This window comes from Pantoea sp. B9002 (assembly GCF_013385945.1).
Classification (GTDB): domain Bacteria; phylum Pseudomonadota; class Gammaproteobacteria; order Enterobacterales; family Enterobacteriaceae; genus Pantoea.
This window is the reverse complement of record NZ_JACAPA010000009.1, coordinates 273,951-300,742: the sequence shown is the minus strand read 5'-3', so window position 1 is coordinate 300,742 and position 26,792 is coordinate 273,951. Positions and strand designations below refer to the sequence as shown.

General features: G+C 57.6%; 20 protein-coding genes. 12 read left to right on the top strand and 8 right to left on the bottom strand.

All coding sequences use genetic code 11. The features are described 5' to 3' along the window. Nucleotide 1: 1 nt before the first annotated feature. Together dusC and HX773_RS07095 are read left to right on the top strand one after the other, a co-directional pair. Entirely contained in the window at nt 2-958 is a 957-nt protein-coding gene (dusC, locus tag HX773_RS07100; RefSeq protein WP_176970988.1) for a tRNA dihydrouridine(16) synthase DusC, read from the top strand. Nucleotides 959-1,270: 312 nt separating this feature from the next. Continuing rightward, nucleotides 1,271-2,476 carry an MFS transporter gene (locus tag HX773_RS07095; RefSeq protein WP_176970987.1) on the top strand — a complete coding sequence of 402 codons (1,206 nt, stop codon included), beginning with the start codon at nt 1,271-1,273 and terminating at the stop codon, nt 2,474-2,476. Here HX773_RS07095 and ppk2 read toward each other — a convergent pair. Together ppk2 and HX773_RS07085 are read right to left on the bottom strand one after the other, a co-directional pair. Beyond that, the gene (gene ppk2, locus HX773_RS07090; protein ID WP_176970986.1) at nt 2,473-3,393 is read right to left on the bottom strand and encodes a polyphosphate kinase 2; all 921 of its coding nucleotides are present in this window, start codon (nt 3,391-3,393) and stop codon (nt 2,473-2,475) included. The two genes, HX773_RS07095 and ppk2, sit on opposite strands and share 4 nt — an antisense overlap. A gap of 12 nt (nt 3,394-3,405) precedes the next feature. Next, nucleotides 3,406-5,016: an inorganic phosphate transporter gene (locus HX773_RS07085; RefSeq protein WP_176970985.1), complete on the bottom strand. Its 1,611-nt coding sequence runs from the start codon at nt 5,014-5,016 to the stop codon at nt 3,406-3,408. Nucleotides 5,017-5,178: 162 nt separating this feature from the next. Between HX773_RS07085 and HX773_RS07080 the strand changes: the two genes are divergently transcribed. Beyond that, the gene (locus tag HX773_RS07080; RefSeq protein ID WP_176970984.1) at nt 5,179-6,204 is read left to right on the top strand and encodes a transporter; all 1,026 of its coding nucleotides are present in this window, start codon (nt 5,179-5,181) and stop codon (nt 6,202-6,204) included. Between the two features lie 83 nt (nt 6,205-6,287). Here the strand turns inward: HX773_RS07080 and HX773_RS07075 are convergent, their stop codons facing one another. Together HX773_RS07075 and HX773_RS07070 are read right to left on the bottom strand one after the other, a co-directional pair. Beyond that, complete coding sequence (locus HX773_RS07075; protein ID WP_176970983.1) at nt 6,288-7,340, bottom strand: L,D-transpeptidase family protein; 1,053 nt, start codon at nt 7,338-7,340, stop codon at nt 6,288-6,290. A gap of 196 nt (nt 7,341-7,536) precedes the next feature. Then, on the bottom strand, nt 7,537-9,351 hold the full coding sequence (locus HX773_RS07070) for a glycoside hydrolase family 15 protein (RefSeq protein WP_176970982.1): 1,815 nt from the start codon (nt 9,349-9,351) through the stop codon (nt 7,537-7,539). A gap of 117 nt (nt 9,352-9,468) precedes the next feature. Between HX773_RS07070 and HX773_RS07065 the strand changes: the two genes are divergently transcribed. Further along, nucleotides 9,469-10,245 (top strand): SDR family oxidoreductase, encoded by a 777-nt coding sequence (locus HX773_RS07065; protein ID WP_176970981.1) that lies wholly within the window; start codon nt 9,469-9,471, stop codon nt 10,243-10,245. Here HX773_RS07065 and HX773_RS07060 read toward each other — a convergent pair whose 3' ends face one another. After that, a complete protein-coding gene (locus tag HX773_RS07060) occupies nt 10,246-10,821 on the bottom strand; it encodes a DedA family protein (RefSeq protein WP_110865775.1) in 576 nt (191 codons plus the stop codon). It lies immediately after the preceding gene. 166 nt (nt 10,822-10,987) lie between these two features. Between HX773_RS07060 and HX773_RS07055 the strand changes: the two genes are divergently transcribed. The 3 genes from HX773_RS07055 to HX773_RS07045 all read left to right on the top strand — a co-directional run bounded on the left by HX773_RS07055 (nt 10,988) and on the right by HX773_RS07045 (nt 15,515). Continuing rightward, on the top strand, nt 10,988-11,575 hold the full coding sequence (locus tag HX773_RS07055; protein WP_176970980.1) for a Yip1 family protein: 588 nt from the start codon (nt 10,988-10,990) through the stop codon (nt 11,573-11,575). A gap of 314 nt (nt 11,576-11,889) precedes the next feature. Continuing rightward, complete coding sequence (pbpG, locus tag HX773_RS07050) at nt 11,890-12,819, top strand: D-alanyl-D-alanine endopeptidase (RefSeq protein ID WP_176970979.1); 930 nt, start codon at nt 11,890-11,892, stop codon at nt 12,817-12,819. 254 nt (nt 12,820-13,073) lie between these two features. After that, the gene (locus tag HX773_RS07045; protein ID WP_176970978.1) at nt 13,074-15,515 is read left to right on the top strand and encodes a DUF3772 domain-containing protein; all 2,442 of its coding nucleotides are present in this window, start codon (nt 13,074-13,076) and stop codon (nt 15,513-15,515) included. 134 nt (nt 15,516-15,649) lie between these two features. On the opposite strand, the gene dld is transcribed toward HX773_RS07045, so the two are convergent. Next, complete coding sequence (gene dld, locus HX773_RS07040; protein ID WP_176970977.1) at nt 15,650-17,359, bottom strand: D-lactate dehydrogenase; 1,710 nt, start codon at nt 17,357-17,359, stop codon at nt 15,650-15,652. A gap of 154 nt (nt 17,360-17,513) precedes the next feature. Between dld and bglX the strand changes: the two genes are divergently transcribed. Together bglX and HX773_RS07030 are read left to right on the top strand one after the other, a co-directional pair. After that, on the top strand, nt 17,514-19,811 hold the full coding sequence (bglX, locus tag HX773_RS07035; RefSeq protein ID WP_176970976.1) for a beta-glucosidase BglX: 2,298 nt from the start codon (nt 17,514-17,516) through the stop codon (nt 19,809-19,811). Nucleotides 19,812-19,926: 115 nt separating this feature from the next. Beyond that, a complete protein-coding gene (locus tag HX773_RS07030) occupies nt 19,927-20,790 on the top strand; it encodes an oxygenase MpaB family protein (protein WP_176970975.1) in 864 nt (287 codons plus the stop codon). A gap of 3 nt (nt 20,791-20,793) precedes the next feature. Here the strand turns inward: HX773_RS07030 and HX773_RS07025 are convergent, their stop codons facing one another. After that, nucleotides 20,794-21,087 carry a hypothetical protein gene (locus HX773_RS07025; RefSeq protein WP_176970974.1) on the bottom strand — a complete coding sequence of 98 codons (294 nt, stop codon included), beginning with the start codon at nt 21,085-21,087 and terminating at the stop codon, nt 20,794-20,796. Between the two features lie 225 nt (nt 21,088-21,312). Between HX773_RS07025 and HX773_RS07020 the strand changes: the two genes are divergently transcribed. The 3 genes from HX773_RS07020 to idi all read left to right on the top strand — a co-directional run bounded on the left by HX773_RS07020 (nt 21,313) and on the right by idi (nt 25,214). Then, nucleotides 21,313-22,425 (top strand): suppressor of fused domain protein, encoded by a 1,113-nt coding sequence (locus HX773_RS07020; protein ID WP_176970973.1) that lies wholly within the window; start codon nt 21,313-21,315, stop codon nt 22,423-22,425. 152 nt (nt 22,426-22,577) lie between these two features. Beyond that, complete coding sequence (locus tag HX773_RS07015) at nt 22,578-24,473, top strand: methyl-accepting chemotaxis protein (protein WP_176970972.1); 1,896 nt, start codon at nt 22,578-22,580, stop codon at nt 24,471-24,473. A gap of 207 nt (nt 24,474-24,680) precedes the next feature. After that, nucleotides 24,681-25,214: an isopentenyl-diphosphate Delta-isomerase gene (idi, locus tag HX773_RS07010; protein WP_176970971.1), complete on the top strand. Its 534-nt coding sequence runs from the start codon at nt 24,681-24,683 to the stop codon at nt 25,212-25,214. Nucleotides 25,215-25,285: 71 nt separating this feature from the next. Here idi and HX773_RS07005 read toward each other — a convergent pair whose 3' ends face one another. Beyond that, the gene (locus tag HX773_RS07005; protein WP_176970970.1) at nt 25,286-26,752 is read right to left on the bottom strand and encodes an MFS transporter; all 1,467 of its coding nucleotides are present in this window, start codon (nt 26,750-26,752) and stop codon (nt 25,286-25,288) included. Between the last annotated feature and the right edge of the window lie 40 nt (nt 26,753-26,792).

The window sequence follows — 26,792 nt, the reverse complement described above, 5'->3', positions numbered from 1 at the left end:
CATGAGGGTTTTGCTGGCGCCGATGGAGGGCGTGCTCGATTCGCTGGTGCGTGAGCTGCTCTCCGGGGTAAATGATTATGACTTATGCGTGACTGAGTTTTTGCGCGTGGTCGATCAGCTGCTGCCGGTAAAATCCTTTTATCGTTTGTGTCCTGAGCTGCATAACAACAGCCGCACGCCGTCCGGCACGCGCGTTCGCATGCAGCTGCTCGGGCAATATCCCGAGTGGCTGGCAGAGAACGCCGCGCGCGCGGTGGAACTCGGTTCCTGGGGCGTTGATCTCAACTGCGGCTGTCCGTCGAAGCTGGTCAACGGCAGCGGCGGCGGTGCCACCTTGCTGAAAGATCCCGAACTGATCTATCGCGGCGCGAAAGCGATGCGTGAAGCGGTGCCGGATCATCTGCCGGTGACGGTGAAAGTGCGATTGGGCTGGGATTCCGGCGATCGTCGCTTTGAGATCGCCGATGCAGTGCAGCAAGCCGGTGCCAGCGAGCTGGTGGTGCACGGTCGTACTAAAGAAGATGGCTATCGCGCCGAAAGCATTAACTGGCAGGCGATTGGCGAAATTCGCCAGCGTCTGCGCATTCCGGTGATCGCCAACGGTGAGATCTGGAACTGGCAGGACGCGCAGGATTGCATGCGCATTACCGGCTGCGATGCGGTGATGATTGGACGCGGCGCGCTTAACGTGCCGAATCTGGCGCGCGTGGTGAAGTACAACGAAGCACCGATGGCGTGGCCCGACGTGGTCGCCTTGTTGCTGAAGTACACTCAGCTGGAAAAGCAGGGCGATACCGGCATGTATCACGTGGCGCGCATCAAGCAGTGGCTTGGCTACCTGCGCAAGGCGTATCACCAAGCCGACGGCTTATTCAGCGAAGTTCGCACCCTCAAAGTCTCCGCCGACATCGCCACCGCAATCGAGCGCCATGCCGCAGCAATAATCAAATCCTGGTAGGGTCGCCATTCATGGCGACCTTCTCATTTGTAGAGGCACCCTTCATGGCGTAATGCCGCTCAGTTAAGACATGAAAACCCCTAATTACCGAGAGCACACATTGTAGCGGCGCAATTCATTGCGCGATAAATCGCGCCGCTACGCAAGGTGCGGTGATTTGATACGGCGCTCAACTGATCGGCATTACATCATTGATGTCGACCTTCTCATTCAAATACATAAAAACTTTATAACTAAAAAACCCGCGATCTCTTAGCACGCTAAGGTTATAGTGACCGCCTACTTTCATCCTGATCCCCGACGCCACTTTCCATGTCTGACGCCGCTGTACTGAGTAACGCTCAGTTAAATAAACGTATTCTCTCCGTCATTGTCTTCACCTTCTTTTGCTACCTTTCGGTGGGTTTGCCGCTCGCGGTGCTGCCGGGATTTGTGCATAACCAGCTTGGATTCAGCTCGTTCATCGCCGGATTGATCATCAGCCTGCAATACTTCGCTACGTTATTAAGCCGCCCGCACTCCGGTCGTCTGGCGGACCGCTTTGGTCCAAAACGCGTGGTGATGATGGGATTGGTGTTCTGCGGCATGAGCGGCGTGTTGTCGATTATCGCCGCGTTGTGCAGCGATATGCCGCTGCTGAGTTTGGCGCTGCTGGCGGCGGGGCGCTTGTTCCTCGGCGTGGGCGAAAGCTTCAGCAGCACCGGATCGACGCTGTGGGGCATGAACATTGTCGGTCCGCTGCAAACCGCGCGGGTGATCTCGTGGAACGGCGTGGCGACCTATTTCGCCATGGCGATTGGTGCGCCGCTCGGCGTGCTGCTGAATCAGTGGTTTGGCATCAGTGGCTTTGCCGGTTTGGTGGCGATCATGGGCGTTGCCGGATTCTGGATGGCGAGCCGCAAAGCGGGCGTCAGCGTCACCGCCGGCGTGCGCATTCCGTTTCATCGCGTGGTCAGCCGCGTGTGGATGTTTGGTCTGGCGCTTGGCTTTGGCACCATCGGTTTCGGCGTGATCTCCACCTTCATCACTCTCTATTTCGCCAGCCGCGACTGGAGCGGTGCGGCGTTCGCGCTGACGCTGTTCAGCCTCGGCTTTGTGATTGTGCGCCTCGGTTTTGGTCGCTACATCACGCGTTTCGGTGGCCTGAAAGTGTCGCTGGTGTCGTTCGTGCTGGAGTGTGCCGGACTGCTACTGATTTGGCAGGCCGACAGCATCTGGCTGGTGGATTTGGGCGCGTTCCTTACCGGCGGCGGTTTCTCGCTGGTGTTCCCGGCGCTGGGCGTGGAAGCGGTGAAGCGCGTCCAGCAGCAGGATCAGGGTTCGGCGCTCGGCACCTATTCGGCGTTTCTCGATTTAGGACTGGGATTAACCGGTCCGGTGGCGGGCTTGCTGATTGGTCATTGGGGCATGCAATCGGTCTATCTGGCGGCGGCGCTGATGGTGCTGGGCGCGTTTGCCATCACGCTGCGTCTGCACCAGCAGCACGGCCGCCAGACGGCCGCGCAAGTGCTGGATTAATACTTCTCCGGCACCACCATGTGATCGGGTACCGGCGCGCGGCGATAGTCTTCAGAACGTTCGCGCGGCGGTAGCATAATCGGTTTGGCTTCGCTCTCTTCGTACGGCATTTGCTGCAGCAGATGGCTGATACAGTTGAGTCGTGCGCGTTTCTTATCCACGCCTTGCACCACCCACCACGGCGCTTCGGGGATGTTGGTGCGCTCCAGCATCTCCTCTTTTGCCTCGGTGTAATCTTCCCAGCGCCGACGGCTTTCGAGATCCATCGGGCTCAGCTTCCACTGCTTAAGCGGATCGTGAATGCGGCTCAGGAAGCGCAGCTCCTGCTCTTCATCGGTGATCGAGAACCAGTATTTGATGATTTGGATGCCGCTGCGCGTCAGCATTTTTTCAAACTCCGGCACGCTGCGGTAAAACTCTTCCACTTCATCTTCGTTGCAGAAACCCATCACGCGCTCGACGCCCGCGCGGTTGTACCAGCTGCGGTCAAACATCACGATCTCACCAGCGGCCGGCAGATGGGCGATATAGCGCTGAAAATACCACTGAGTTTTCTCGCGATCGTTGGGCGCGGGCAGGGCGGCCACGCGGCAGGTGCGCGGATTAAGACGCTGGGTGATGCGTTTGATCACGCCGCCTTTACCCGCCGCATCGCGCCCTTCAAACAGAATCACCACGCGATGTCCGGTGCGCATCACCCAATCCTGCAGCTTGACTAGCTCACCTTGCAGATGCAGCAGTTCGCGGAAATAGCGGCGTCGAAAGGCTTTATCGTCATCAGCCTGCGGCTCGCCGCTGTCGTTAAAACGCAGGTCATCCAGCTCCATCTCCAGCTCTTCGTCGTAGCTGTCATAAAACTCCTGCAGCAGACGCTGATTAAAGGTCTCGCTGTGGAAGCTATTGTCGTGTGTCGCCATCATTTTCTCCCGTTACAGGTGGATAAACAGGGCGTAAAGGAGCCCCGAAAGTAAAACGGATACCGGCAGCGTCAGCACCCACGCCATCGCCAGATTGCGGATGGTGGCAAGTTGCAGACCTGAACGGTTGGCGGCCATCGAACCGGCGACGCCGGAAGAGAGCACATGCGTAGTGGAAACCGGCAGGCCAAACACGTCGGCCGCGCCGATGGTCGCCATTGCCACCAGTTCGGCGCTGGCACCTTGCGCGTAGGTCAGATGGGTTTTGCCGATGCGTTCGCCCACCGTCACCACAATGCGACGCCAGCCGACCATGGTGCCGAGACCCAGCGCTATCGCTACCACCACTTTCACCCACATCGGGATAAAGCGCGTGGCGGCATCCAGCTCTTTCTTCACCGCCGCCAGGTTGCGCGCGGTCTCTTCCGGCAGCGCTACTTTGGCGCTTTGCAGATGCTTGATGGTTTCAGAGGCCAGATACATGTCGTTTCGCGTGTTGGTCACCGCTTGCGCCGGGATATTCTCCACCGCGCCGTAGCGACGAATCTGGTCGCCGATATCGCCCAGCATCATGCCGAGCGCCGGCAACACTTGTGGACGATTCTGGCTGGTGCGCACGAATTCGGTCAGCACCTCGCGCGGTGCAGGCATGGCGGCGGGCGCCGGTTGCAGCGTCAGCAGCTGCTGTTCCGTCACCTGAGTTAAGGCGGCGACGCGCGGAATCTGCTCCGGCGGCAGCGAGCGGTTCAACGCGTAGGCAATCGGCATGGTGCCGACCAGAATCAGCATGATTAAGCCCATGCCTTTCTGCCCGTCATTCGAGCCGTGTGCGAAAGAGACGCCGGTGCAGGTGAGGATCAGCAAGCCGCGAATCCACACCGGCGGCGGCTGATTGCCCTTCGGCGCTTCATACAGCTGGCGATTGCGGATAAAAGCTTTCATCGCCAGCAGCAGCAGCGCGGCGCAGACGAAGCCGACAATCGGCGACAGCAGCAGCGCATACCCGACTTTAATTGCCTGATCCCAATCCACACCGCTGGTGCCGCTGCGACCATGCAGCAAGGCGTTCGCCACGCCAACGCCGATAATCGAACCGATCAGCGTATGCGAAGAGGAGGCCGGTAAACCAAAATACCAGGTGCCGAGGTTCCAGATAATCGCCGAGAACAGCAGCGCATAGACCATGGCAAAGCCGTGGCCGCTGCCCGCTTGCAGAATCAACTCCACCGGCAATAGCGAGATGATGCCGAACGCCACCACGCCGCTGGAGAGCAGCACGCCCAAAAAGTTACAGAAACCGGACCACATCACCGCCACGCCCGGCGACAGTGAATGGGTGTAGATCACCGTAGCGACGGCGTTGGCGGTATCGTGGAAGCCGTTCACAAATTCAAAGCCGAGCGCAATGATCAGCGCAACGCCGAGCAGCAGGAACGGTGTGTAGCTGGTGACCGGCGCGCCGGTCTCTTCAACGTCATTAAACAGGTTGATGCCGGCATACAGCAGGCCAGCAATCAGCAACAGCACGAAGATCAGGCGTGAGGCAGGGCCGTTGCCGCGGTTAAGGTTCGGGCGTCCGCTATGGGACGAGGAGGTCGATGCAGGTAAACTGTTTTCAGCCATAAAACACCTCAGTGTTAAATCACGATGCTCGAACGGCACCCGTTAATGGCAGTGTGATACGTGGTTTGTATGACAGAATGATGATGGCGCACGCCCGGTGTCATCTTGCTGCAACATCCCTGTCGCACGCTGTGGATCTGACCGCTCGGGAATGACCTGCTAATGCTTCAGCCCGTACTACCGCTCGCCTCGCTGCCGGACTTCAATAACGAAGTCGCCGGACTGATTCATGGTTATCTGTTTACGCCTGTGTCGCCGCCACAGCGGCTCAATGCACGCGAAGCGGCCCAGCTGGCACAGCAGCAGCTGCCGGAGTCATACTTTATCTGGCTGCACATCAACCTTAATCACGCGCGTGCTGAACGCTGGGTTCAGGACCACTTTGGCGTAGACCACGATTTTTTCGACGAGATACATTCTGCTTCGCCGCGCACCCGTTTAGCCCATCAAAACGATGCGCTGCTGGCGGTGCTCAATGACGTGACTTTCAGTAAAGAGGAGCGCAGCACGCAGAACGCTACGCTGTGGATGTGGTGCTGCCCGCGCGTGGTGGTCACCGCGCGCTTCCGCCCTGTTGGCATGATCGAACGCATGCATCAGCAGATGGATCGTCTTAAGTTCGCGGAGCCGGATGCGATGCTGCTGTGGCTGCTTGGCGAGCAGGAAGCGCAGCTGGAGCAAGTGGTGCGGCGGTCCAGTCAGGCGGTGGATGCCATTGAAGAGCGCTTGCTGAGTGCGGCGATCAAAACCAATCGCCGCGAGTTGGGGCAACTGCGTCGTATGCTGCTGCGCGTGCAGCGTCTGCTGGCACCGGAACCGGCGGCGCTGTTCCGCCTGTTGAATCGTCCGCCCAAATGGCTTAAGCGCGAACCGTTAGGCGAGCTGCGGATTTTCACCGAAGAGTTCAGCGTGGCGCTGAACGATTTGGCGAGTTTGATGGAGCGGATTCGTTTGCTGCAGGAAGAGATTGCCGCACGATTGATGGAGCAGAGCAACCGCACGCTGTTTTTGCTGACGGTGATTACCGTGCTGGCGCTGCCGATCAATATCGTGGCGGGATTTTTTGGCATGAACGTGGGCGGGATTCCGCTGGCGAATAATCCGCACGGTTTTTTGCTGCTGGTGTTGGTGGTGCTGGCGTTTACGCTGGTGGCGGGTTGGCTGGCGTTTCGACGACCGCGTGATTGAGTGACATTGCGCGATGAATCGCGCCGCTACGGTAGGTGCACGTATTTGTAGCGGCGCAATTTATTGCGCTTATTAACTCGCGATTACAGGCTGGTAGCCGGCTGTGCTGCTGGCGCTGCGCCGTTGATACCTTGCGGTGTCATTGGCTCTTCTTTCGGCAATGCGTCAGAAGACTCCTGCACTGGAACCGGTGCTGGCTGTACTTCGCCTGCTGGACCGTTGATTTTGATCGGCATACCGTTACGCGCCTGGATAGCGTTGTTAACCGCATCCTGGTTGGTGCTGGCATCGGCAATCACTTTGGTCACGGCGGAAGTCAGGTTGATCGGCACCACTTCGCGTGAGTTGAACTGCTCTTCAGTGGTCGACAGCGGGTTGTGTACTTCCACATAGCGCGAACCATCTGGCTCAACGGTGGCTTTCACCGGCTGATCGATGAACTGGACGCGGGTGCCAACCGGCACGTTGTCGAACAGCCATTTGATATCATCAGCACGCAGACGCACACAGCCGTGGCTTACGCGTAGGCCGATACCGAAGTTGGCGTTAGTGCCGTGAATCGCATACAGGCGACCGATATAGAGCGCGTGCAGACCCATCGGGTTATCCGGGCCCGCCGGGAACACCGCAGGAATGCTCTCGCCGCGTGCCGCATATTCGGCGTGCATCGCTTTGGTTGGCGTCCAGGTTGGGCCATCTTTCTTACGCTCAACCGCAGTCGTCCAGTTGATCGGCGTATCTTTGCCCAGCTCGCCGATACCGATTGGCAGCACGACCACGGTCTTGGTGCCTTTCGGGTAGTAGTAAAGACGCATCTCAGCGCTGTTGATCACGATGCCTTCACGCGGCGCGTCAGGCAGAATCAGCTGCTGTGGGATGATCATTTTAGTGCCAGCTTTCGGCAGATAAACGTCAACGCCCGGATTGGCTTCCAGCATGTTGCTGAGGCCCATCTGATACTGTGCAGCAAAGGCTTCCAGCGGAAGTTTGCTGTCATCAGGGACAGTGATTTCAATGTTTTCGCCGATCAGACGGCTGTTAGCCGGCGGCAGCGGATAGACTACTGCAAATGCCGACTGGCTGAACGCCGCCAGTACGAGGGCGAGTGAAGCGAACGCGCGAATGCTCATTTTCATGTTTTTCAAGTCGTTATGGCCATGTTTCAGGCTTGTCAGTGTGTCGAATCCATCGTGGTCAGTATGACCCGCTGCGCATTATATGTGCATTGGCGCATTGATGGAAATCAGGATTTTTACTGGCTGCAGATACTTTACGCAAATCCTTGTCTTTACCAGACAATTCTCTTAGATCCGCAGCTCAAAATGTGAATTTTCACGGCTGCCACAGCGTCACTTCATTACTCAGTTTACGATTGAGGAAAAAAGCGGCACTGATTAATGCCAGATGCGTCAACGCCTGCGGCATGTTACCCAATGCTTCACCGTGCGAGGTGAACTCTTCGGCATACAAACCAAGCGGATTGGCGTAACTCAGCAGCTTTTCAAACTCAAAATGCGCCTCATGTACGCGACCCGCACGCGCCAGACACTCCACATACCAGAATGAACAGGCAGCGAAAGATCCTTCCCCGCCAGTTAAAGCATCGGCAGGCGTCTCGTGAATGTTATAGCGTCGGACTAAACCGTCGCTCACCAGATGCGTTTTAATCGCGTCCAGCGTCGAAAGCCAGTCGGGATCGGTGGAGCTGACAAAGCGCACCAGCGGCATCAGCAGCATAGAAGCATCAAGGAAATTGCCGCCGCGCGTAGCGGTGAAATGGCCCAGCTCCGGGTTCCAGAAGTTCTGCCAGATATCATCGCGGATCTCGCTGCGCACTTTATCCCAGCGATCGTACGGCATCGGCAGCGAGCGTTTCAGGCCGAGGCGCAGTGCGCGATCGAGCGCGACCCAACACATCAGGCGTGAATGCAGGAAATGTTCCGGCTCGCCGCGCATCTCCCAGATGCCGGCATCGGGCTGATTCCAGTTCACGCAGACGTAATCGATCATATCGGAGACGTACTTCCAGCCGCGATGCGAAATCGCTTCGCCATATTTGTTGGCGAGATAAATGGCATCCATCAGCTCGCCGTAAATATCGAGCTGCGTCTGACGCCAGGCATCATTGCCGATGCGCACCGGACGTGAATTGGCGTAGCCGGAAAGATTGAGCAGCTCGGTTTCGTGCAGTTCGGTGCCGCTGTCGAGGCGATACATCACCTGCAGATGCGGCGTGTCGTCGTGGCTGTGTTCAACGCAGCGGCCGACCCATTTAGTGAAGTCGCGCGCTTCTTCGGTGTAGCCGAGGCGCATCAGCGCGTACATGCTGAATGAGGCATCGCGGATCCACGAGGCGCGATAATCCCAGTTGCGCTCGCCGCCCAACTCTTCCGGTAAGCCGAAGGTGGCTGCGGCGGCGATTGAACCGTGCTGATGCGAAGTGAGTAACTTCAGCGCCAGCGCCGAACGCGTCACCATCTCCTGCCAGCGGCCGCGATAGGAGCTGTGGCTGCTCCAGCGTCGCCAGTACTCCAGCGTGTCATGGAAACACTGCTCGGTGGCGATGGTGGCCACATTAGGATCGTCATCGTTACCAAAGACGAATTCAGCAGTTTCACCAGCTTTCAGGGTGAATTCCGCCACCGCGCTATGATTCTCGCGCGTCATCACCACCGACGCGCTGAGGCGCAACGCCGGTTGTCCCGAAGCCAGGAACGCAATGCCGCCGGGCCGCAGTTCGGTGGTGGTTTCGGCGCGCGCGTAGTCGTGGCGTGGCGCGCACAGCAAATGAAAGGTCGCGGTGCCGCGCACCATCTTCACGCGGCGCACCAGACGCGGCGCTTTGCTCTGCTCATCGCAGATCGGCATGTAATCGGTAATCTCTGCCACGCCCGCGTCATCCAGCCAGCGGGTTTGCAGAATATTGGTATCCGGCAAATAGAGCTGCTGCTGGCGGGCATTTTTCCAGTCTGGCGCGAGGGAGAAAAGTCCGGCCTCATCGCTGTCCAGCAGCGCGGCGAAAATCGACGGGCTATCGAGCTCCGGCCAGCAGAGATAATCGATGGTGCCATCGTTAGCAATCAGTGCGCAGGTGCGTAAATCACCAATCACTCCGTGGTCGTCTATTCTGCGTTTAATCTCGCTCATCGTGCCCCCTTTGCCGTATGTAATTGTTAACTATAGACGAAACGGCAGATTCGGCGGCCCCGAGGCACAGAAGGATAACTTCTATACTGTAAAGACACCCTCAATCAGGAGAATGTTATGAGCTCAGGAAAACAGAAAGTCGCTGTGGTTACCGGATCCAGTTCTGGCATTGGTCGCAGCTGTGCGGTGATGCTGGCCGAAGCGGGTTATACGCTGGGCATCACCTGGAGTTCGGATGAAGAGGGCGCACAGGAAACCGCACGCATGGTGGAGAGCCGTGGCCAGCTGGCGCAGGTGCGGCAGGTCGATCTTTCCGATCCGCAAGCCGGCGCACAGCAACTGGCGCAGCTGATCAATTCGCTGGGGCGCATTGACGTATTGGTGTGTAATGCCGGCGTGATGACCAAAGCCGACTTTCTCGATGTCACCTTTGAGGACTGGCGCAAAGTGTTCAACGTGGATGTCGATGGCGCGTTTCTTTGCGGGCAGATTGCCGCGCGCCATATGGTCGATCAGGGCGACGGCGGACGCATCATCAACATCACGTCGGTGCATGAACACACGCCGCTGCCGGATGCCACCGCTTATACCGCCGCCAAACATGCGCTCGGCGGCCTGACCAAATCGATGGCGTTGAGTCTCTTGCCGCACCACATTCTGGTGAACGCGGTCGCGCCGGGCGCAATTGCCACGGCGATGAACGATATGAAAGATGACCAGCAAGGACGACGTATGCCGGAAATCCCGATTGGGCGTCCCGGCGATACGCGTGAAGTGGCGAGTTTAGTGGCGTGGCTCTGTTCGGAGTGGGCAACCTATACCACCGGACAATCGTTTATTGTCGACGGTGGTTTTATGTTGGCCAATCCGCAGTTTAAGGGTTACCACCAATAATCAACCGGCGCGGCGGTGATTCCAGTGGCGAATGATGTAACGCAATACGATGCCAAAAATCACCGCCGCCGCCAGCCATAATAGCGGCTTGAGGTGCTGATCGATCTTGTGCAGCCACGGCGCGACAATCTGTCCGGCAAAGTAGCCGAGCGAGACAAAGATCAGCGCCCACAGCGCCGCACCAATCACGTTCAGAATGAAGAAACGCAGCGGCTTGAGGCGGCTGGTGCCAATAATGATCGGCCCGACAATGCGGAAGCCGTACATAAAGCGCACGCCAATCACGAACAGGCTTGGATGTTTTTGGATCAGGCGCTTAGCCTTTCCAATTGTTTCCTGATGTTTACTGAAACGGCGCAAAATGCGCGTGCCATAACGACGTCCCAGCCAGAACAACAGCTGATCGCCAATAATGCCGCCGATCATCGCCGCCAGCACCACGCCGCTGAAGTGCAATAAGCCTTCATGCGCCGCCACACCTCCCAACAATGTGAACGTTTCCCCTTCGGCGATACAACCAATCAGCAGCGCCAGATAACCGTATTGGGTGATTAATCCATTGATATCGAGATGCAAATTATCCTCCCTGCAAAGTGTGAAATCGCTATTAGTGTATACCAGCGGCTTAATTTGTGTGGTGGCCCGCAAAAACGGCGACGACGATTATACTTGAGCTAACGCTGCCTCCGTTGATCTGGCCGTTGGCTGTAAGGGCAGCCCATCGCAGCAAAGGAGTAAATGTATGAATCATGTCTGGGGTTTACTGGCGCATCCAGGTCAGGAAATGCGCGATATTAAACAGGAAAATGAGAGCGTTTCGCACCATTACACCCATCATGTTCTGCTAATGGCGGCGATCCCGGTGATCTGCGCCTTTATCGGTACCACGCAGCTGGGCTGGAATCTGGGCGAAGGGCAGTTCGTACAACTCAATCTACTGACCGGTATCGGTCTCGGCATTCTGTTCTATCTGATTATTCTCGGCGGCGTGGCGGTGATGGGCCGCGTGATCCACTGGATGGCGCGTAACTATCCGCAGCGTCCCAGCTTGCAGCGCTGTACGGTGTTTGCCGGCTATGTGGCAACGCCGCTGTTTCTTAGCGGGCTGGTGGCGCTCTATCCGCTGGTGTGGCTGTGTGTGCTGGTGGGCGCGATTGCGCTGGTTTACACCGGTTATCTGCTTTACGTCGGCATCCCGGTGTTCCTGAGCATCGACCGTGATGAGAGCCTGCGCTTCTCCGGATCAACATTGGCGATTGGTGTGTTGGTGTTTGAGGTGCTGCTGGCGCTGACGGTGGTTTTGTGGGGTTACGGACCACGGTTGTTTTAGGAAAGTCAGGTCGCCATAAATGGCGACCCTACAAAAAAACGCATCCATCTCCTACGGTCGCCATAAATGACGACCCTACAAAAAACGCACCCACCTCGTAGGGTCGCCATTCATGGCGACCTTCCCACAAAACGCATCCACCTCCGACGGTCGCCATTCATGGCGACCTTTTTAACGCTCAGAAACAATCTCAATAAGAAATTTCTCAGGTAAGTGCGTATGATACTGCTGCCAGCCCGCATCCTGTCTGGATTGTTGCGGGCGGCCTGTGTCTCAACACAGCGCAAAACTCCTTACCGGATTTTTTTGACACGATGTCTGCAAAAATGCGTATTTCCTTGCTGTCGCTGGCGCTGTTTGTCGCCGCGCCAGCCGCTGTAACGCCCGCGCTTGCTGCGCCGGCGGCACTCTCAAACCTGGCGCCGATTGCCCAACCGCAAATCGCCTCCGGCAGTGCCATGATTGTCGATCTGGAAACTAACAAAGTGCTGTTTTCCAGCCATCCGAACCGCGTACGTCCGATTGCCTCACTTACTAAAGTGATGACGGCGATGGTGGTGTTGGATGCCAAACTGCCGATGGATGAAATGCTGTCGGTGGATATCAGCCATACCGCTGAAATGCGCGGCGTGTTCTCCCGCGTCAAACTGAACAGCGAAATCAGCCGCCGCAACATGCTGCTGCTGGCGCTGATGTCCTCGGAAAACCGTGCTGCCGCCAGCCTGGCGCATCACTATCCGGGCGGTTACGATGCGTTTATTCGCGCCATGAACGCCAAAGCACGCTCACTTGGCATGACGCACACGCGCTATGTCGAGCCGACGGGCCTGTCGATTCAGAACGTTTCCAGTGCGGAAGATCTGGTTAAGCTGGTGAAAGCCACGCGCCAGTACCCGCTGATTGGCGAACTGAGCACCACCAAAGAAGACACCGCCGTATTTAAACATCCGAGCTACGCGCTGCCGTTCCGTAACACCAATCATCTGGTGTACAAAAACGACTGGCGCATCCAGCTGACCAAAACCGGTTATACCGATGAAGCCGGGCACTGCCTGGTGATGCGCACGGTGATCAACAACCGTCCGGTGGCGCTGGTGGTGCTGGATGCCTTTGGTAAATACACCCATTTCGCCGATGCCAACCGCCTGCGCGACTGGCTGGAAACCGGCAAAGCCGCACCGGTTCCGGCCGCTGCGCTGGCGTATAAGAAGCAGAAGTCAGGTTTGACCGCGAATAATGAATAACTGGATTTAAAGTACGCACATACCGTAGCGGCGCAATTTATTGCGCATTGCAGATTCTGCAGGATGCGCAATAAATTGCGCCGCTACAAATTGTGCGTTGGTTTGTTACGCTCACCTGCAAAAACGCTTATCGTTAGCGCCAAAGTTTTACACCTTCATTCCTATAGTTTCAGTGTCGGCAACGTCTTAAACTAGCCGCCATTCACGATCGCACTTGCGTTTATCGGCTGTTATTACGCTGGAATCTCATTCATATGTTCAAGTTTCGTCATCTGTTTACCCCGTTTTTACTGCTGCTTGTGCTGTTAGCCCCCACGCTGAGCGTGGCCGCGGACACGCCGCCGAACGATCAGGCAGAGGACGCCGCACCCAAGGTGAATGCCTCGGTCGAGCTGCCTAAAATGCAGAAAATTCTCGATAAAATTAAAGGCCAGGTCTCGGGCGATACCAATGAAAGCCAGCTCAACCAGCTCAATGAGATGGCGCTGGAGCTTTCCGGTAATGCCGAAACCCTCGGTCAGGCGCTGGTGCCGCAGCGTCAGCAGCTGGATGCGCAATTGGCGGTTCTCGGTCCGGCACCTAAAGCCGATAGCGGCGTGAAAGAGACGCCTGAAGTGACGCGCAAACGTGCGGCGCTGGAGAGCCAGAAAGCCAAGCTGGACGATCAGATCAAACAAGCCGATGGCATCAAAAACGGTGCGCTGGTGCTGTCATCGCAGATCGTCAACCTGCGTCGTGACCAGCTGAAAAGCCAGCTGGCGCTGAACTCCGGCAGTATCCTCGGCCCACGTTTCTGGGCTCCGGTGGTCAGCAGTCAGGATCTTGATGGCGAGAAGATCAGCGATTTTATCACTGAATTGCAGGACACCGCCGCGCTGTCGTGGGAATCAGGCTGGCGTTTCGGCACCATCGCCTGGCTGTTTGCGGCGATGCTGGTGATGACGCTGGGCCGTCGCTACAGCGAAGAGTTCTTTGCCTGGGTCAGCATTCATAAAATGCCGGAAGGGCGCTTACGTCGCAGCTTCCTCGCCGCCACCACCGCGCTCACCACGCTGGCCGCGGTGGTCATCACCTTTAACTTCATCGCGCTGGCTTTTACGCGCCGCGATGAAGTCTCGGGTGATGTGCAGGATTTTGTGGATCGTCTGGTGCAGCTCAGCGTCTATTGCGGCTTGATCGCCGGTTTAGGCCGCGCGTTCCTCTCCACACGTCGCCCAAGCTGGCGTTTGCCGGCCATCTCCAACGAAGTGGCGCAGGCGCTGAAGCCGTTCCCGCCATTCACTGCGGCGCTGGTGTTTGTTTTCCAGACGGTAGAAGCCTTTAACTACAGCGTCGGCACCAGCCTGAATACCACCATTTTTGCTAACGGCTTGACCGCGCTGCTGATCGGCAGCACCGGTCTGGCGATCGGCATGCGCATCAACCGCGTGCGCCGTCGCATGGTGCAGGAAGGTCATCAGCCTGAAGCGCGTTCAACGCTGGTGGGATTGGTGCAGCTGGCGCTGATGCTGACGGCGCTGGGCATCCTGATTTCGCTGATCATCGGTTACGTCACGCTGGCGCGCTTCCTCAGTTATGAAGTGATTTGGTGCGGCATTTTGTTTGGTTCGTTCTACTTCCTCAGCCATCTGGTGAATGACGGCTGCGAAAGCCTGTTCTCCACCAGCAATGCCACCGGCAAGCGCCTGCAAACCACGCTGAATATCGATGAGCGTTATCTGCAACAGGCGGCAACGCTGCTCAGCGCGTTGGGTAAAACCTTGCTGATTGCAATTTTGGCGCTGGCGCTGCTGAACGGCACTTTTGCCTCATCAACGCCGATTGAGCTGATCCAGAAGGTGATTGAGTTCTGGGGCGGCAAAGGGCTGGAGTCGCTGAACATTGTGCCGGCGCACATGGTCAACGCGATTCTCTGTCTGGTGGTGGGCATTTACGTGCTGCGTTCGGTGCGTCGCTGGCTGGATAAAGATTTCCTGCCTAAAACCACCATGGACGTCGGCATGCGCGTGTCGCTGGTGACGCTGTTCAGCAACATCGGTTACGTGCTGATTATTCTGTTGACGCTGTCGATTATGGGCCTGCAGTGGAACAAGCTGGCATGGATTGTGAGCGCCTTGTCGGTCGGTATCGGTTTCGGCTTGCAGGAGATTGTGAAGAACTTTATCTCCGGCCTGATTCTGTTGACCGAGCGTCCGGTGAAAGTGGGCGATCTGGTGAGCATCAGCGGCATTGAAGGGGATATCCGTCGCATCAACGTGCGCGCCACCGAAATTCAGCTCGGCGATAAATCGACGGTGATTGTGCCGAACTCGCAATTTATCTCGCAGAACGTGCGTAACGCTACCATGGGTAACGCGCAGGGCGTGGTCACTATTTTGCTGACGTTCCCGCTGGATATCGATCCGGTGCGGGTGCGTGAAATTCTGCTGGAGGTGTATCAGGAGAACGAACGTATTCTGGAGACGCCGGAGCCGTCCGTGTCGTTCAAAGATTTGACGCCAGCGGGCATCGTGTTGAGCGTTACCGGCAACGTGGCCGGTCAGCGCCAGATTTCCGGTGCCAAGAGTGATTTGCTGTTCGATATTCTGACGCGTCTGCGTAAAGAGGGCATTATGCTGTCGACGCCGCAGACCATGATCATCGAGCGCCGCGCCATGGCCGCAGCACAAGATCAGCAAAGCGATCCGTTACCGTAATGACTTGATTGCACCTACTGTAGCGGCGCGATTTATCGCGCAATTTGACCGCGATGAAAAGGTCAAAAGAACGCAATGAATTGCGCCGCTACGGATCGGAAAAGATGTGGCCAAACACACGGCCACATCTTTGTTTATTTTATGACCGCCCAACCCTTCTGCTTACTGGTTTTCCCAATTCCCGGATTGAAAGTGTTGGTAGGATCCAGCTGCTGATAAAACGCCTGCAGCTGCGGTTTCGCCTGATACAGATGGCCCACGTTATGCTCGGCCGGATATTCCGCGCCGCGCGCGGCTAATATCGCCAGCATCTTCTCTTTCAGCGCATGTGCATCCACGCCTTTTTTCACGATGTAATCCTGATGGAACACGTGGCAGAAGAAGTGGCCGTAGTAGAGACGATGGCTTAGATCGTTATCGAACTCAGCGGGCAGACGCTCAAACCACGCTTCATCATTACGACGCAGCGCGATATCCAGCGCCAGAATGTCCTCCACTTCATCGGCATGCACCGCGTGATAGCGTACGGCGGCACCGGCGGCGGCAAAGCGATGCAGGAACGCGTGCGCACCCTCTTTGGCGTCACAGGCGAAGAACGCGCCGCCGCCTTCGCGGAAATATTCGGTCAGATAGGCCTGCGCTTCGGCGACGCCGTCGCCGGACATCTTCAGCATCAGGTGATGCTCATATTTATCGCGGTACTGCTTCAAACGTTTCGGCAGATGCGCCGGCAGCCAGCCGCTAACGCACTGCAACAGGCGATCGCTGAGATGCGGTTTCACCCAGCTCAGCTTGCCCAGCCAGGCATCCACGCGGCCTTTGAGGGTGAAAAACAGCGGCATTTTGTCGGTGCCGAGTTTATCGATCATCACAAAAGTATCTTTGCCGTACACCTCGGCGATGTCGAAAATGTCGCGGTGCATATATTCGCCCGCCACCGGCAGATGGGTAAATTCCGCCAGAATATGGCGGCGAATATCGCCCAGTTCCGCCGGATTATTGGTGCCGATGTAGAACACCTGCTGCTGCGGTTCGGTGGGGAAGGTATCCAGACGCACGGCAAACACCGCCAGCTTACCGGCGCAACCGGAGGCTTCAAACAGGCGGCGCTCATCGGCGTTGAAGCGCGCTGGCGTCTCTGCATTGATATCGCGCACGCGCTCGGCGTATTCATGATCCGAGGCGTGACGTTCATCCCAGCGCACATCGCTTTGCTGCCAGCGATCGTCATCCAGCCGACCCAACATCTCTTCCGGCGAATGGCCAAGATCGATGCCGAGATGGTTCACCAGCTTGAGTTTGCCGCTGGCATCGATCTGCGCAAACAGCGCCATTTCGCTGTAGGCCGGACCGCGTTTGATCAGCGATCCGCCCGAGTTATTGCAAATCCCGCCCATCACCGAGGCGCCAATGCAGGAAGAACCGATCACCGAATGCGGCTCGCGGCCAAGCGGTTTCAGCGCTTTTTCCAGCTGATACAGCGTGCTGCCGGGGAAGGCGAGGATCTGTTTGCCGCTGTCGATCAGCTGCAATTTATCCAGACGCAAGGTGCTGATGATCACTACCGGACGATCGTAATCGTTGCCGTTTGGCGTGGAACCTTCGGTCAGGCCGGTGTTGGCGGCCTGCATCAAAATGATCGCATCGGCGCTGACCAGCGCCTGCAACGCCCGCCACAGCTCAAGCAGCGAACCGGGGAAAATCACCGCCAGCGCTTCGCCTTCACCCGAGCGAAAACCTTTGCGGTAGCGCGCGGTCTGTTCCGCGTCGGTTAACAGGTTCGACGATCCGACCAGACGACGCAGTTCGGCGAGCAGAGTAGGGTGCGAAGTGTTGTTATTCATTGGCCTATCCTTGTCTTTAACATGGCGCTTTTACTGTAGCATGCGTCAGCGACAGGATCGCGGTGTGACATGGCGGCTACCTGCTATCCTCATCTTGTGGCAAACTGCCCCGGTTATTTCGATATTGCGCAGTCACTTAAGAGAACCCGACCTGATGAAATGGATTTACTCTGTTAGCCTCGCTGTCTCCTTAGCCATGCAACCCGCTTTCGCGGACGATCTGTTTGGCCCACATCCGATGACTGAACAGGCGCGCGACGCCTTTGTGAATCAGCTGCTCAGCAAAATGACCCTTGATGAAAAAATCGGGCAGATGCGTTTGATCAGCGTAGGACCGGATACGCCAAAATCGGCGGTTCGCGACATGATTCAGCACGGTCAGGTCGGGGCAATTTTTAACACCGTGACGCGTCAGGACATTCGCGCCATGCAGGATCAGGTGATGCAGCTCAGCCGCCTGAAAATTCCCCTGTTCTTCGCCTATGACGTGGTGCACGGTCAACGCACCATCTTCCCGATTCCCCTCGGTCTGGCGGCGAGCTGGGATCTGGATGCGGTGAGCGAAGTGGGCCGTGTTTCTGCCTATGAAGCTGCGGATGACGGCCTCAACATGACGTGGGCGCCGATGGTTGATGTGTCACGCGAACCGCGCTGGGGCCGTTTTTCTGAAGGCTTCGGCGAAGACACTTTCCTGACCTCGCAAATGGGCAGCACCATGGTGAAAGCCATGCAGGGCAAAAGCGCGGCGGATCGCTTCTCGATCATGACCAGCGTGAAGCACTTCGCGGCCTACGGCGCGGTGGAAGGCGGACGGGATTACAACACCGTCGATATGAGCCCGCAGCGCCTGTTCCAGGATTATCTGCCGCCGTATAAAGCCTCATTAGATGCCGGTAGCGGTGGCGTGATGGTGGCGCTTAACTCGCTGAATGGCACACCGGCCACGGCCGACGGCTGGCTGCTGAAAGATGTGCTGCGCGGCGACTGGAAATTCAAAGGCATCACCATCAGCGATCACGGTGCGATCAAAGAGCTGATTAAGCACGGCGTAGCCAGCGACCCACAGGAAGCGGTGCGTATTGCGGTGAAATCGGGCGTCGATATGAGCATGAGCGACGAGTACTACAGCAAATATCTGCCGGGCCTGGTGAAAAGCGGCGCGGTGAGCATGGCGGAAGTGGACGATGCCGCGCGCCATGTGCTGAACGTTAAATATGACATGGGCCTGTTTAACGATCCTTACAGCCATTTAGGGCCGAAAGAGGGCGATCCGCAGGACACCAATGCGGAAAGCCGTTTGCATCGTGCCGAAGCGCGTGACGTGGCGCGCAAAAGCATTGTGCTGCTGAAAAACTGGCGCGAAACGCTGCCGCTGAAGAAAGACGCCACCATTGCATTGGTGGGGCCGTTAGCGGACAGCCAGCGCGACATTATGGGCAGCTGGTCGGCCGCTGGCGTGGCAAAACAGTCGATTCCGCTGCTGCAAGGCGTGCGCAATGCGATGGCCGGCAAAGGCACCGTGCTGTACGCCAAAGGCGCTAACATCACCGACAACAAAGGCATTCAGGACTTCCTCAATCTGTATGAGCAGGCAGTCAGCGTGGACAAGCGTTCGCCGCAGGAGCTGATTGACGAAGCGGTGGCGCAGGCGAAAAAAGCCGATGTAGTGGTGGCCGCCGTGGGTGAAGCGCAGGGCATGGCGCACGAAGCCTCCAGCCGCAGCGATTTGGTGATCCCGGAAAGTCAGCAGAAGCTGCTGGCCGCACTGAAAGCCACCGGCAAACCGCTGGTGATCGTGCTGATGAACGGCCGTCCGCTGACGGTGGTGAAGGAAGATCAGCAAGCCGATGCGATGCTGGAAACCTGGTTCAGCGGCACCGAAGGCGGCAACGCGATCGCCGATGTGCTGTTCGGCGATTACAACCCGTCGGGCAAGCTGCCGGTCTCGTTCCCGCGTTCAGTGGGTCAGATTCCGATTTACTACAACCACTTGCCAACCGGTCGTCCGTACAACTTCGCCAAGCCGAACAAGTACACCTCGCATTACTACGACGCGGTTAATGGTCCGCTCTATCCGTTTGGTTACGGTCTGAGCTACACCACTTTCAGCGTGTCGCCGGTGAAGATGTCTTCACGCACCATGCCGCGTAACGGCTCGGTGGAAGCGTCAGTGACCGTTACCAATAGCGGTAAACGCGATGGCGCGACCGTGGTGCAGCTCTATCTCAACGATCCGGTCGCCAGCATTAGCCGTCCGGTGCAGGAGCTGCGCGGCTTCCAGCGCATCATGCTGAAAGCCGGTGAATCGCAAACTGTGAAGTTTAAGATCGATGTTGATGCGCTGAAATTCTGGAACCAGAAGATGCAGCAGGTTGCCGAGCCAGGCAAAATCAATGTGATGATTGGACTGGATTCGGTGCGCACCCAGGATGCGCAGTTTGATTATCTGTAAGTAAGATTGTTGCGCTCTTTCGCTCGGTCAGCATGAATGCTGACCCTACATGTTATGCTTCGGTGATTTGTAGGGTCGGCATTCATGCCGACCAGGCCAATGAGCGCACAAACCCATGAACATCCGCGAACGCATCCAACAGCAAGTCTTCCGCCTCAACGGCCTGTCACTCAACGAATTCGACATCTCGCAACCGCCTGGCGATCCCGGTTTATTTGGCCCGGACCACGTCATCTGGCGCGTGCACGGCGACTTCACCTCCATGTTGTGCGGCGGCATCAGCGCCTTAATGTTGCAGATGCTGCACCCGGCGGCGCTGGCAGGCGTGTGGGATCACTCCAATTTCCGGCAGGACATGATGGGCCGCCTGCGCCGCACCAGCCAGTTTATCGCCGTCACCACCTTCGGTAACACCGCCGATGCCAACATCCTCATCGACCGCGTCAAACGGATTCACCTGCGCGTGACCGGCGTCGATAACGCGGGCAAGCCCTATGCCGCCAGCGATCCGCATCTGCTCACCTGGGTGCACGTCGCGGAAACCAGCCGTTTTCTGGCGGCGCATCTGCGCTACAAAAATCCGCAGCTCAGCCTGGCCGATCAGGATCGCTACTATCAGGAAGCGGCGTTAGTTGCCGAAGCGCTTGGCGCGCAGCGGGTGCCGAAAAGCGTGCAGGCGGTTGAGGCGTATCTACAGATGATGCGGCCCGAGTTAGTCTGCGATGCGCGCACGCTGGAGGTGATGCAACTGCTGATCAACGCGCCCGCACCCAGCTGGCAGGCGAAACCGGCAATGCGCGTGATGCTGAAAGCGGGAATGGGATTGTTGCCTGACTGGGCGCAACAGCAGATTCAGCAGCCGGTTGGGCCGCTGACGCAGTGGCGCGTGGATCGGGAAATGGCGGTGATTGCGGGTCTGTTGCGCTGGTCGATTCAGCGCGGCGCTTATACCCGCGCCATGCAGCGCATGGGCCGCTAAGCGTTACAGGTGCAGCTCATCCTCTTTCTGCGTGTAGGTGCGCGGCGTGCGCGCTTCACGTTTTAGCGCCAGCTGACGTTGCTGATAATGGTGCAGCAACATGCCAAGCCCCAAGCCAATCAGCACCAGCGGCAGCAGGCTGTAATAGATATCAAGCGGTAATAACACCAGCAACGCCACGCCGCTCAGCAACAGCGTCAGCGACGCCATCACCCATGTATAGCGGATAAACAGCCACACCAAAATCGCGAAAATAACCACATCACGCAGGTTCAGATCGAGGTTTTGCAGCACCATGATGGCAGCTCCAAAGAGGTGAATGTGCAAACAATATCACGCGAAATTGTAAAAGAATCGCAAATTAATCTGAAGCTTGTCAGCGTGTTAAGCGGCAATTCATAAGCCGCTCTCATCTATTCATCCCCGCACTTTGAGAGTTTTACCCTTGTGTCACATGGCACGAGTGCCGATCCTGCTCTATTCTCGGGGAAAATGGATTCCTCCAGGTAATATCGAGGCGTTATGACCCACCAACCTCTGATTGCTGAGGTGCCGAATCAGCAACACACACTAACCGCGATCGTCGAGCAGGATGCGCGTACGGCCTATTTTTATATTTGGCCGAATGACCTGTTTCGCAGCCAGTATGCGGTGCGCGGCTGCTGGCTGCGTAACCTGCTGCCTGCGCCCGCGCAGGAAGATCGTGAAGCGATGGAGCAGGGCATCGCGCCGCTGCTGAGTGCCGAATATTGCCGCACGCTGGAAGCCGAGCCGATGCTCGACCCCGCCGGATTACAGGTGCTGTGGGAGCCCAGCGATGACGGCGCCGCGTTGTGGTATTACGGCCAACTGCTGGCGGTAATCCCCGGCTGGAGCCTGTATCAGGATAAGCAGGTGAGTTTTTCTGCTGCCTGCATCAAAGAGAATCGCCTGACCGCGCCGCTCGGATCGGCCTCCACCAACGATTACTACGCGCGCGCTGAGCAGCAGCGCCACTTCTGGCGCGACTGGCATGACGGACACTTGTGGGATGTGGTGCAGCGCGAGCTGATGCAGTGTTATCAGGCGCAGTTTGGCGAATCGGTAAAATATTACTCCATCGATCAAGGCAACTGGCCGCCGATGGCGATTTCGCAGCATTTGCACAATGGCGTTTGGTATTTTCTGACGCTTGGCATGGGGATCCGTCCAATGCCGCAGGTGGATCACCTGTTTGACGAGCTGGCGCCGCAGTATCGCCGCGTTGAATTGGCGATGGCGGTGGACGGTGAAGTGATGACTGAAGCCAACGCGGTGCAGATGGCGAGCGCGCTGGCTGAGTTTGCCCATCTGCCGTGGGCGCGCCTGACCTGGATTGGCGAAGGGCATACGCTGGCGTCGGAAGTGGCACCGGTTGGCTTTGAAAGTTTCCTGTTAGCGAATGATTTAGCGCCCGAAGCCGCGCAATTCCGCCTGCCGAAACGTGAGGGCGACCGCGTGAATCTACTGTGGTCCACGCCAATTACCGAAGCTGAACGCCAGTTCGCCCAGGCTGACGATCGCGGTGGCCAGCTGCTGCTGCAGCGTTTGCTGGCAGATGGCAATAATCATGTGTTCCGGCCGCGGCAGGAAGTGGTTGAAACCCCAGCTCCGTAAATCAGGTCGGCATAAATGCCGACCCTACGATTTTAAATTATCACCCAAATCAACTATTTCACTGCTTTGTGATCGCGCTCACCTCAAGATCCCCATTAACACGCCGTTAACCTCGATCAGGCAACTCGCCAACCAGGGTAAGGGCACACACAATGTTCAAAACAACACAATCCCGTTTCACCGCGACGCTGGTCGCCTTTTTTGCGGGTCTGATGCTGGTTACCGTACTGGTAATCAATCAGTTCATCGCACCGCAGCTCTCACATAACGAAAGTCGTCTGGTGCGTTACGAAGTGGACGGCCTGGCCGGTCGCATCGTCGAGCAGATGAACCGCGTCCAGGCGCAGCAGCGTGCCATTACCGAAGCCGCAGGCGTGATGGACAGCGCAGCCATCGACACCTTGCTGCCCGCTTTAGTTAACCAATATCAGGACAGCAACGTGTTCGGCGGTGGCATCTGGCCGTTACCGAACCGTCGCGATCCCGCCAAAGAGAAAAACAGCTCGTTCTTTGCGCGCAACGCCAGCAATCAACTGCAGGTCAACACTTACTGGAACTCGGACGCCGCCGACAAATACTGGGAGCAATCCTGGTACAAAGATGGTTTGGCCGCGCCGAAGGGCCAGTGCGCCTGGGCGAAAGCCTATCAGGATGCTGCCAGCCCGCAGCCGCGTACCAACTGCGCGATGGCGATCTATCGCGATGGCACCGCGTGGGGCGTGGCGACCATTGACGTGACGCTCGGTTTCTTCAACCAGCTGGCAAAACAGATGGGTGAGGCGATTCAGGGCCGCGTACTGATCGTTGAAGCTGACGGCAAAGTGGTCGGTAACGCCGCGCTGGTGGATGGCGCACCGAAGCTGGAAAACCTTGCTGATACCAAACTGCCGATGGCTTCTGCTTTGAAAGCGCTGTTGGCGCAGGCGGGCAGTCAGCCCGCGCAAACCACCTTTGAAGGTGAAGATGGCGAACACACGCTGTTCGTGCAGGCGATTGCCGGCAGCCCGTGGTATCTCGCCAGCGATGTGCCGTCGAGCTTGCTGGATGCACAAACTCACAGCATGTTGACGCGTCTGGGTCTGGTGCAGATTCCGCTGGCGGTGATCCTGCTGCTGGTGCTGCTGGGCTTTGTGCGCGCCATGATGAAACGTCTCGCCGTGCTGAACAGCAACATTGAAGCCTTGTCGACCGGCGGCGCAGATTTGACGCAGCGTCTGCCCGCCAGCAACAGCCCGGAATTCAACGCCGTGGCGCAGAGCTTCAACCAGTTCATCGCCTATCTGCAAGGCCTGATGCGTCAGGTGGGCGACAGCGCGCTGGCGATTACGGCGGCTTCGCGTGAAATCGCCAGCGGTAACGCCGATCTCTCGGCGCGTACCGAATCGCAGGCCAGTTCGATTGTCGAAACGGCGGCATCAATGGAAGAGCTGACCGGCACGGTGCGGCAGAACGCCGACAACGCCACGCATGCGAATCAGCTGGCGGATGGCGCGTCGCAGGTGGCGGCACGCGGCACCGAAGTGGTGCGTCAGGTGGTCACCACCATGGGCGCGATCAATCACTCGTCGCGCAAAGTGGTCGATATCATCAGCGTCATCGACAGCATCGCCTTCCAGACCAACATCCTGGCGCTGAACGCAGCGGTAGAAGCGGCGCGCGCCGGTGAACAGGGTCGCGGTTTTGCCGTGGTGGCCTCGGAAGTGCGCAACCTGGCACAGCGCTCGGCTAACTCCGCGCGTGAAATCAAGAAGCTGATTGAGGAGTCGGTAGCGAATATCGATACCGGCAGCCAGCTGGTGGAGCAGGCCGGGCAAACCATGGATGAGCTGATGCAGGGCGTCAGCAGCGTGACCACGCTGATGAGCGAAATCATGTCGGCGAGCCGCGAGCAGAGCATGGGCATCGATCAGGTTAACGTGGCGATTACCCAGCTGGACGGCAGCACCCAGCAGAACGCCGCGCTGGTCGAGCAGGTTTCAGCTGCCGCGCAAGCGATGGAGCAGCAAAGCGTGCAGCTGGAGCATGTAGTGCAGAGTTTCAAGTTGTAAGTTTTGTAGGGTCGCCATTGATGGCGACCTTCTCACACACCGCACACATCTCCTCTGTTAACGCCGTTCCCCGCCTTTTTATGCTGAATTCTCCGCAGGCTGCTACGCTTTAATATGCCCACGTTAACGCACGGAATGTGCGCTATTTCCTCCATCAACCCTTTGGAGGTTGTGTACAATAGCTGCGAATTTTCCGAAGGAGTTGTCATGCCCGCCATTGAAGTTATTCTCGTTGACCACCTCGATCGCCCTATCGGCAAAATGGAAAAGCTGGAAGTGCATGAAAAAGGATTACTGCATCGCGCGGTGACGGTTTACGTGTTCAATTCGCGCCATGAAGTACTGCTGCAACGCCGTGCCAGCACGAAATATCATTGTGGTGGATTGTGGAGTAACACTTGCTGCAGTCATCCCTATCCACAGGAATCCACGCGCGACGCCGCCGAGCGCCGTCTGCGTGAAGAGATGGGGATGAATGTCGCGTTAACGCCGGTGTTTGAGCTGAGCTACAACCTGCCGCTGAGTAACGGGTTAACCGAGCATGAATATGGCCACGTGTTCTTCGCCATCAGCGATGAACAGCCGGTGCTCAATCCGGAAGAGGCCGATGCGTGGTGCTATCGCTCGGTTGCGCAGATTCAGCAGGAGATGCAGGAGAATCCGGCGCAGTTTACGCCGTGGTTTTTGCATACCTTCCCACGTATTCCCAATACGCTGGGCGAGTTTCGCCTGACGGCATGATCGCACATTCCGTAGCGGCGCGATTTATCGCGCAATAAATTGCGCCGCTACGAGACATGCGTTCGGTGAGATTACTGAAAATCTTCCGCATCCACGTCGTAACCCGACGGCTCCCAGCGAATCGCCAGCAGCGCCAGCAAGCCAATTAGCGGCGCAAGGAAAATCACCCAGAACACGCCGGTACCAAACGCCGCGGTTAAGAGCGGGAAGGCGAACAGCGACACGGTAGAACTGCCGCGCATCAGCGTCTGGTTGAAGCCAACGCCCACACCGCGCAGCGAAGCCGGATAGCTCAGCGAGGCAAATGTCATGGTATGCGAGCCGGGACCAAAGCCCTGACCAAACAGGAACAGCGCCAGCATGGCAATCGCCACCGCCGCCTGTTCGCCGCCTTCCGGACGACCAATCAACGCCAATCCCAGCAGCGCCACGCACTGACAGGCGTAACCCGCCACCGACATCCTCCACGCGCCAAGACGCGGCACCAGCCGCACCGCCAGCAAGCCGCCGACAAAGGCAAACAGCAGATTCAGCGCCAGCGACACCAGAATGGTGGTCAGCATCGATTGCGCAAAGAAGCTGGAGATAATCACCGGCAGGCCAAACGCCACCGCGTTATAGGCAAACGACGAGGCGATGGAGGTGACGGTTGCCAGAATGGTACGACGGCGATAGACGCCCTGCAGCAGCGCGCCGTAGTTGCGCCAGCTGGCTTTTCGCACCGCTTTCTGCGGCGTCAGATCGGCGTCATCCGCCACCTGCGCATTGATGTTGTAAGAGTTGCGCAGAATCTCCGCCGCGCCTGTGAGGTTGCCCTGATTGGCCGCCCAAATCGGTGATTCACTCATGTAGCGGCTGCGAATAGCGATGATCAGCAGCGCCGGCACCGCACCAAAACCCAGAATCAAACGCCACAGCCAATCGGTGTGGGTTTCGGGCAACACCGCATACAGCAGCAGAACCAGCAGATAGGAAATACTGATCGCCGCGTACCACGTCGGACACCACATCGCCACGCTGGCGGCCTTGTTACCTTGCCCGCGCAGCTTCGAAAACTCGGCGAGAAACGCCATCGCCACCGGTAGATCGATCCCGACGCCCAGCCCCATCACAAAGCGCGCGCCGGCCAGCACATACTCGTTTGGCGCAAACGCACAGGCTAACGCTGCCACCACGAAGAAGAACATGTCGGCCATAAATACGCGATAGCGACCGATTTTGTCGGTGAGGTAGCCGCCAATCAGCGCCCCGACAATCGCACCAAAGGTAATTGCCGAGGCCACCATGCCGGTGCCTGCGGGCGTCAGCTGGAACTCACGCGTCACGTCTTTGATGCCAAACGCCAATGCGCCGAGATCGTAGGCGTCGAGGAACACGCCGCCCAGCGCAATGGCGATAACGATGCGCGCGTTGCTGCGCGATTCGTTGCTGTTATTCACCAGCCCGGAGACATCGGCCGCGCTGCGGATCCACCTGGTCTCACCGGTTGGTGTATTCCCTGCCTGCGCGACATGCGCCGGAGAAGCTAAGTCGGTCATGATGTTTTGTAATTTATTGTAATGAGTGAGACTGTGAGCA

What these genes read in the sequence shown, in the direction of transcription:
- HX773_RS07020 (WP_176970973.1), top strand. Translation starts at nt 21,313, where the DNA reads ATGACCCACCAACCTCTGATTGCTGAGGTGCCGAATCAGCAACACACA.
- HX773_RS07080 (WP_176970984.1), top strand. Translation starts at nt 5,179, where the DNA reads ATGCTTCAGCCCGTACTACCGCTCGCCTCGCTGCCGGACTTCAATAAC.
- pbpG (WP_176970979.1), top strand. Translation starts at nt 11,890, where the DNA reads ATGTCTGCAAAAATGCGTATTTCCTTGCTGTCGCTGGCGCTGTTTGTC.
- HX773_RS07005 (WP_176970970.1), bottom strand. Translation starts at nt 26,752, where the DNA reads ATGACCGACTTAGCTTCTCCGGCGCATGTCGCGCAGGCAGGGAATACA.
- HX773_RS07055 (WP_176970980.1), top strand. Translation starts at nt 10,988, where the DNA reads ATGAATCATGTCTGGGGTTTACTGGCGCATCCAGGTCAGGAAATGCGC.
- HX773_RS07030 (WP_176970975.1), top strand. Translation starts at nt 19,927, where the DNA reads ATGAACATCCGCGAACGCATCCAACAGCAAGTCTTCCGCCTCAACGGC.
- HX773_RS07045 (WP_176970978.1), top strand. Translation starts at nt 13,074, where the DNA reads ATGTTCAAGTTTCGTCATCTGTTTACCCCGTTTTTACTGCTGCTTGTG.
- dld (WP_176970977.1), bottom strand. Translation starts at nt 17,359, where the DNA reads ATGAATAACAACACTTCGCACCCTACTCTGCTCGCCGAACTGCGTCGT.
- ppk2 (WP_176970986.1), bottom strand. Translation starts at nt 3,393, where the DNA reads ATGGCGACACACGACAATAGCTTCCACAGCGAGACCTTTAATCAGCGT.
- idi (WP_176970971.1), top strand. Translation starts at nt 24,681, where the DNA reads ATGCCCGCCATTGAAGTTATTCTCGTTGACCACCTCGATCGCCCTATC.
- bglX (WP_176970976.1), top strand. Translation starts at nt 17,514, where the DNA reads ATGAAATGGATTTACTCTGTTAGCCTCGCTGTCTCCTTAGCCATGCAA.
- HX773_RS07095 (WP_176970987.1), top strand. Translation starts at nt 1,271, where the DNA reads ATGTCTGACGCCGCTGTACTGAGTAACGCTCAGTTAAATAAACGTATT.
- HX773_RS07070 (WP_176970982.1), bottom strand. Translation starts at nt 9,351, where the DNA reads ATGAGCGAGATTAAACGCAGAATAGACGACCACGGAGTGATTGGTGAT.
- HX773_RS07075 (WP_176970983.1), bottom strand. Translation starts at nt 7,340, where the DNA reads ATGAAAATGAGCATTCGCGCGTTCGCTTCACTCGCCCTCGTACTGGCG.
- HX773_RS07065 (WP_176970981.1), top strand. Translation starts at nt 9,469, where the DNA reads ATGAGCTCAGGAAAACAGAAAGTCGCTGTGGTTACCGGATCCAGTTCT.
- HX773_RS07015 (WP_176970972.1), top strand. Translation starts at nt 22,578, where the DNA reads ATGTTCAAAACAACACAATCCCGTTTCACCGCGACGCTGGTCGCCTTT.
- HX773_RS07085 (WP_176970985.1), bottom strand. Translation starts at nt 5,016, where the DNA reads ATGGCTGAAAACAGTTTACCTGCATCGACCTCCTCGTCCCATAGCGGA.
- HX773_RS07025 (WP_176970974.1), bottom strand. Translation starts at nt 21,087, where the DNA reads ATGGTGCTGCAAAACCTCGATCTGAACCTGCGTGATGTGGTTATTTTC.
- dusC (WP_176970988.1), top strand. Translation starts at nt 2, where the DNA reads ATGAGGGTTTTGCTGGCGCCGATGGAGGGCGTGCTCGATTCGCTGGTG.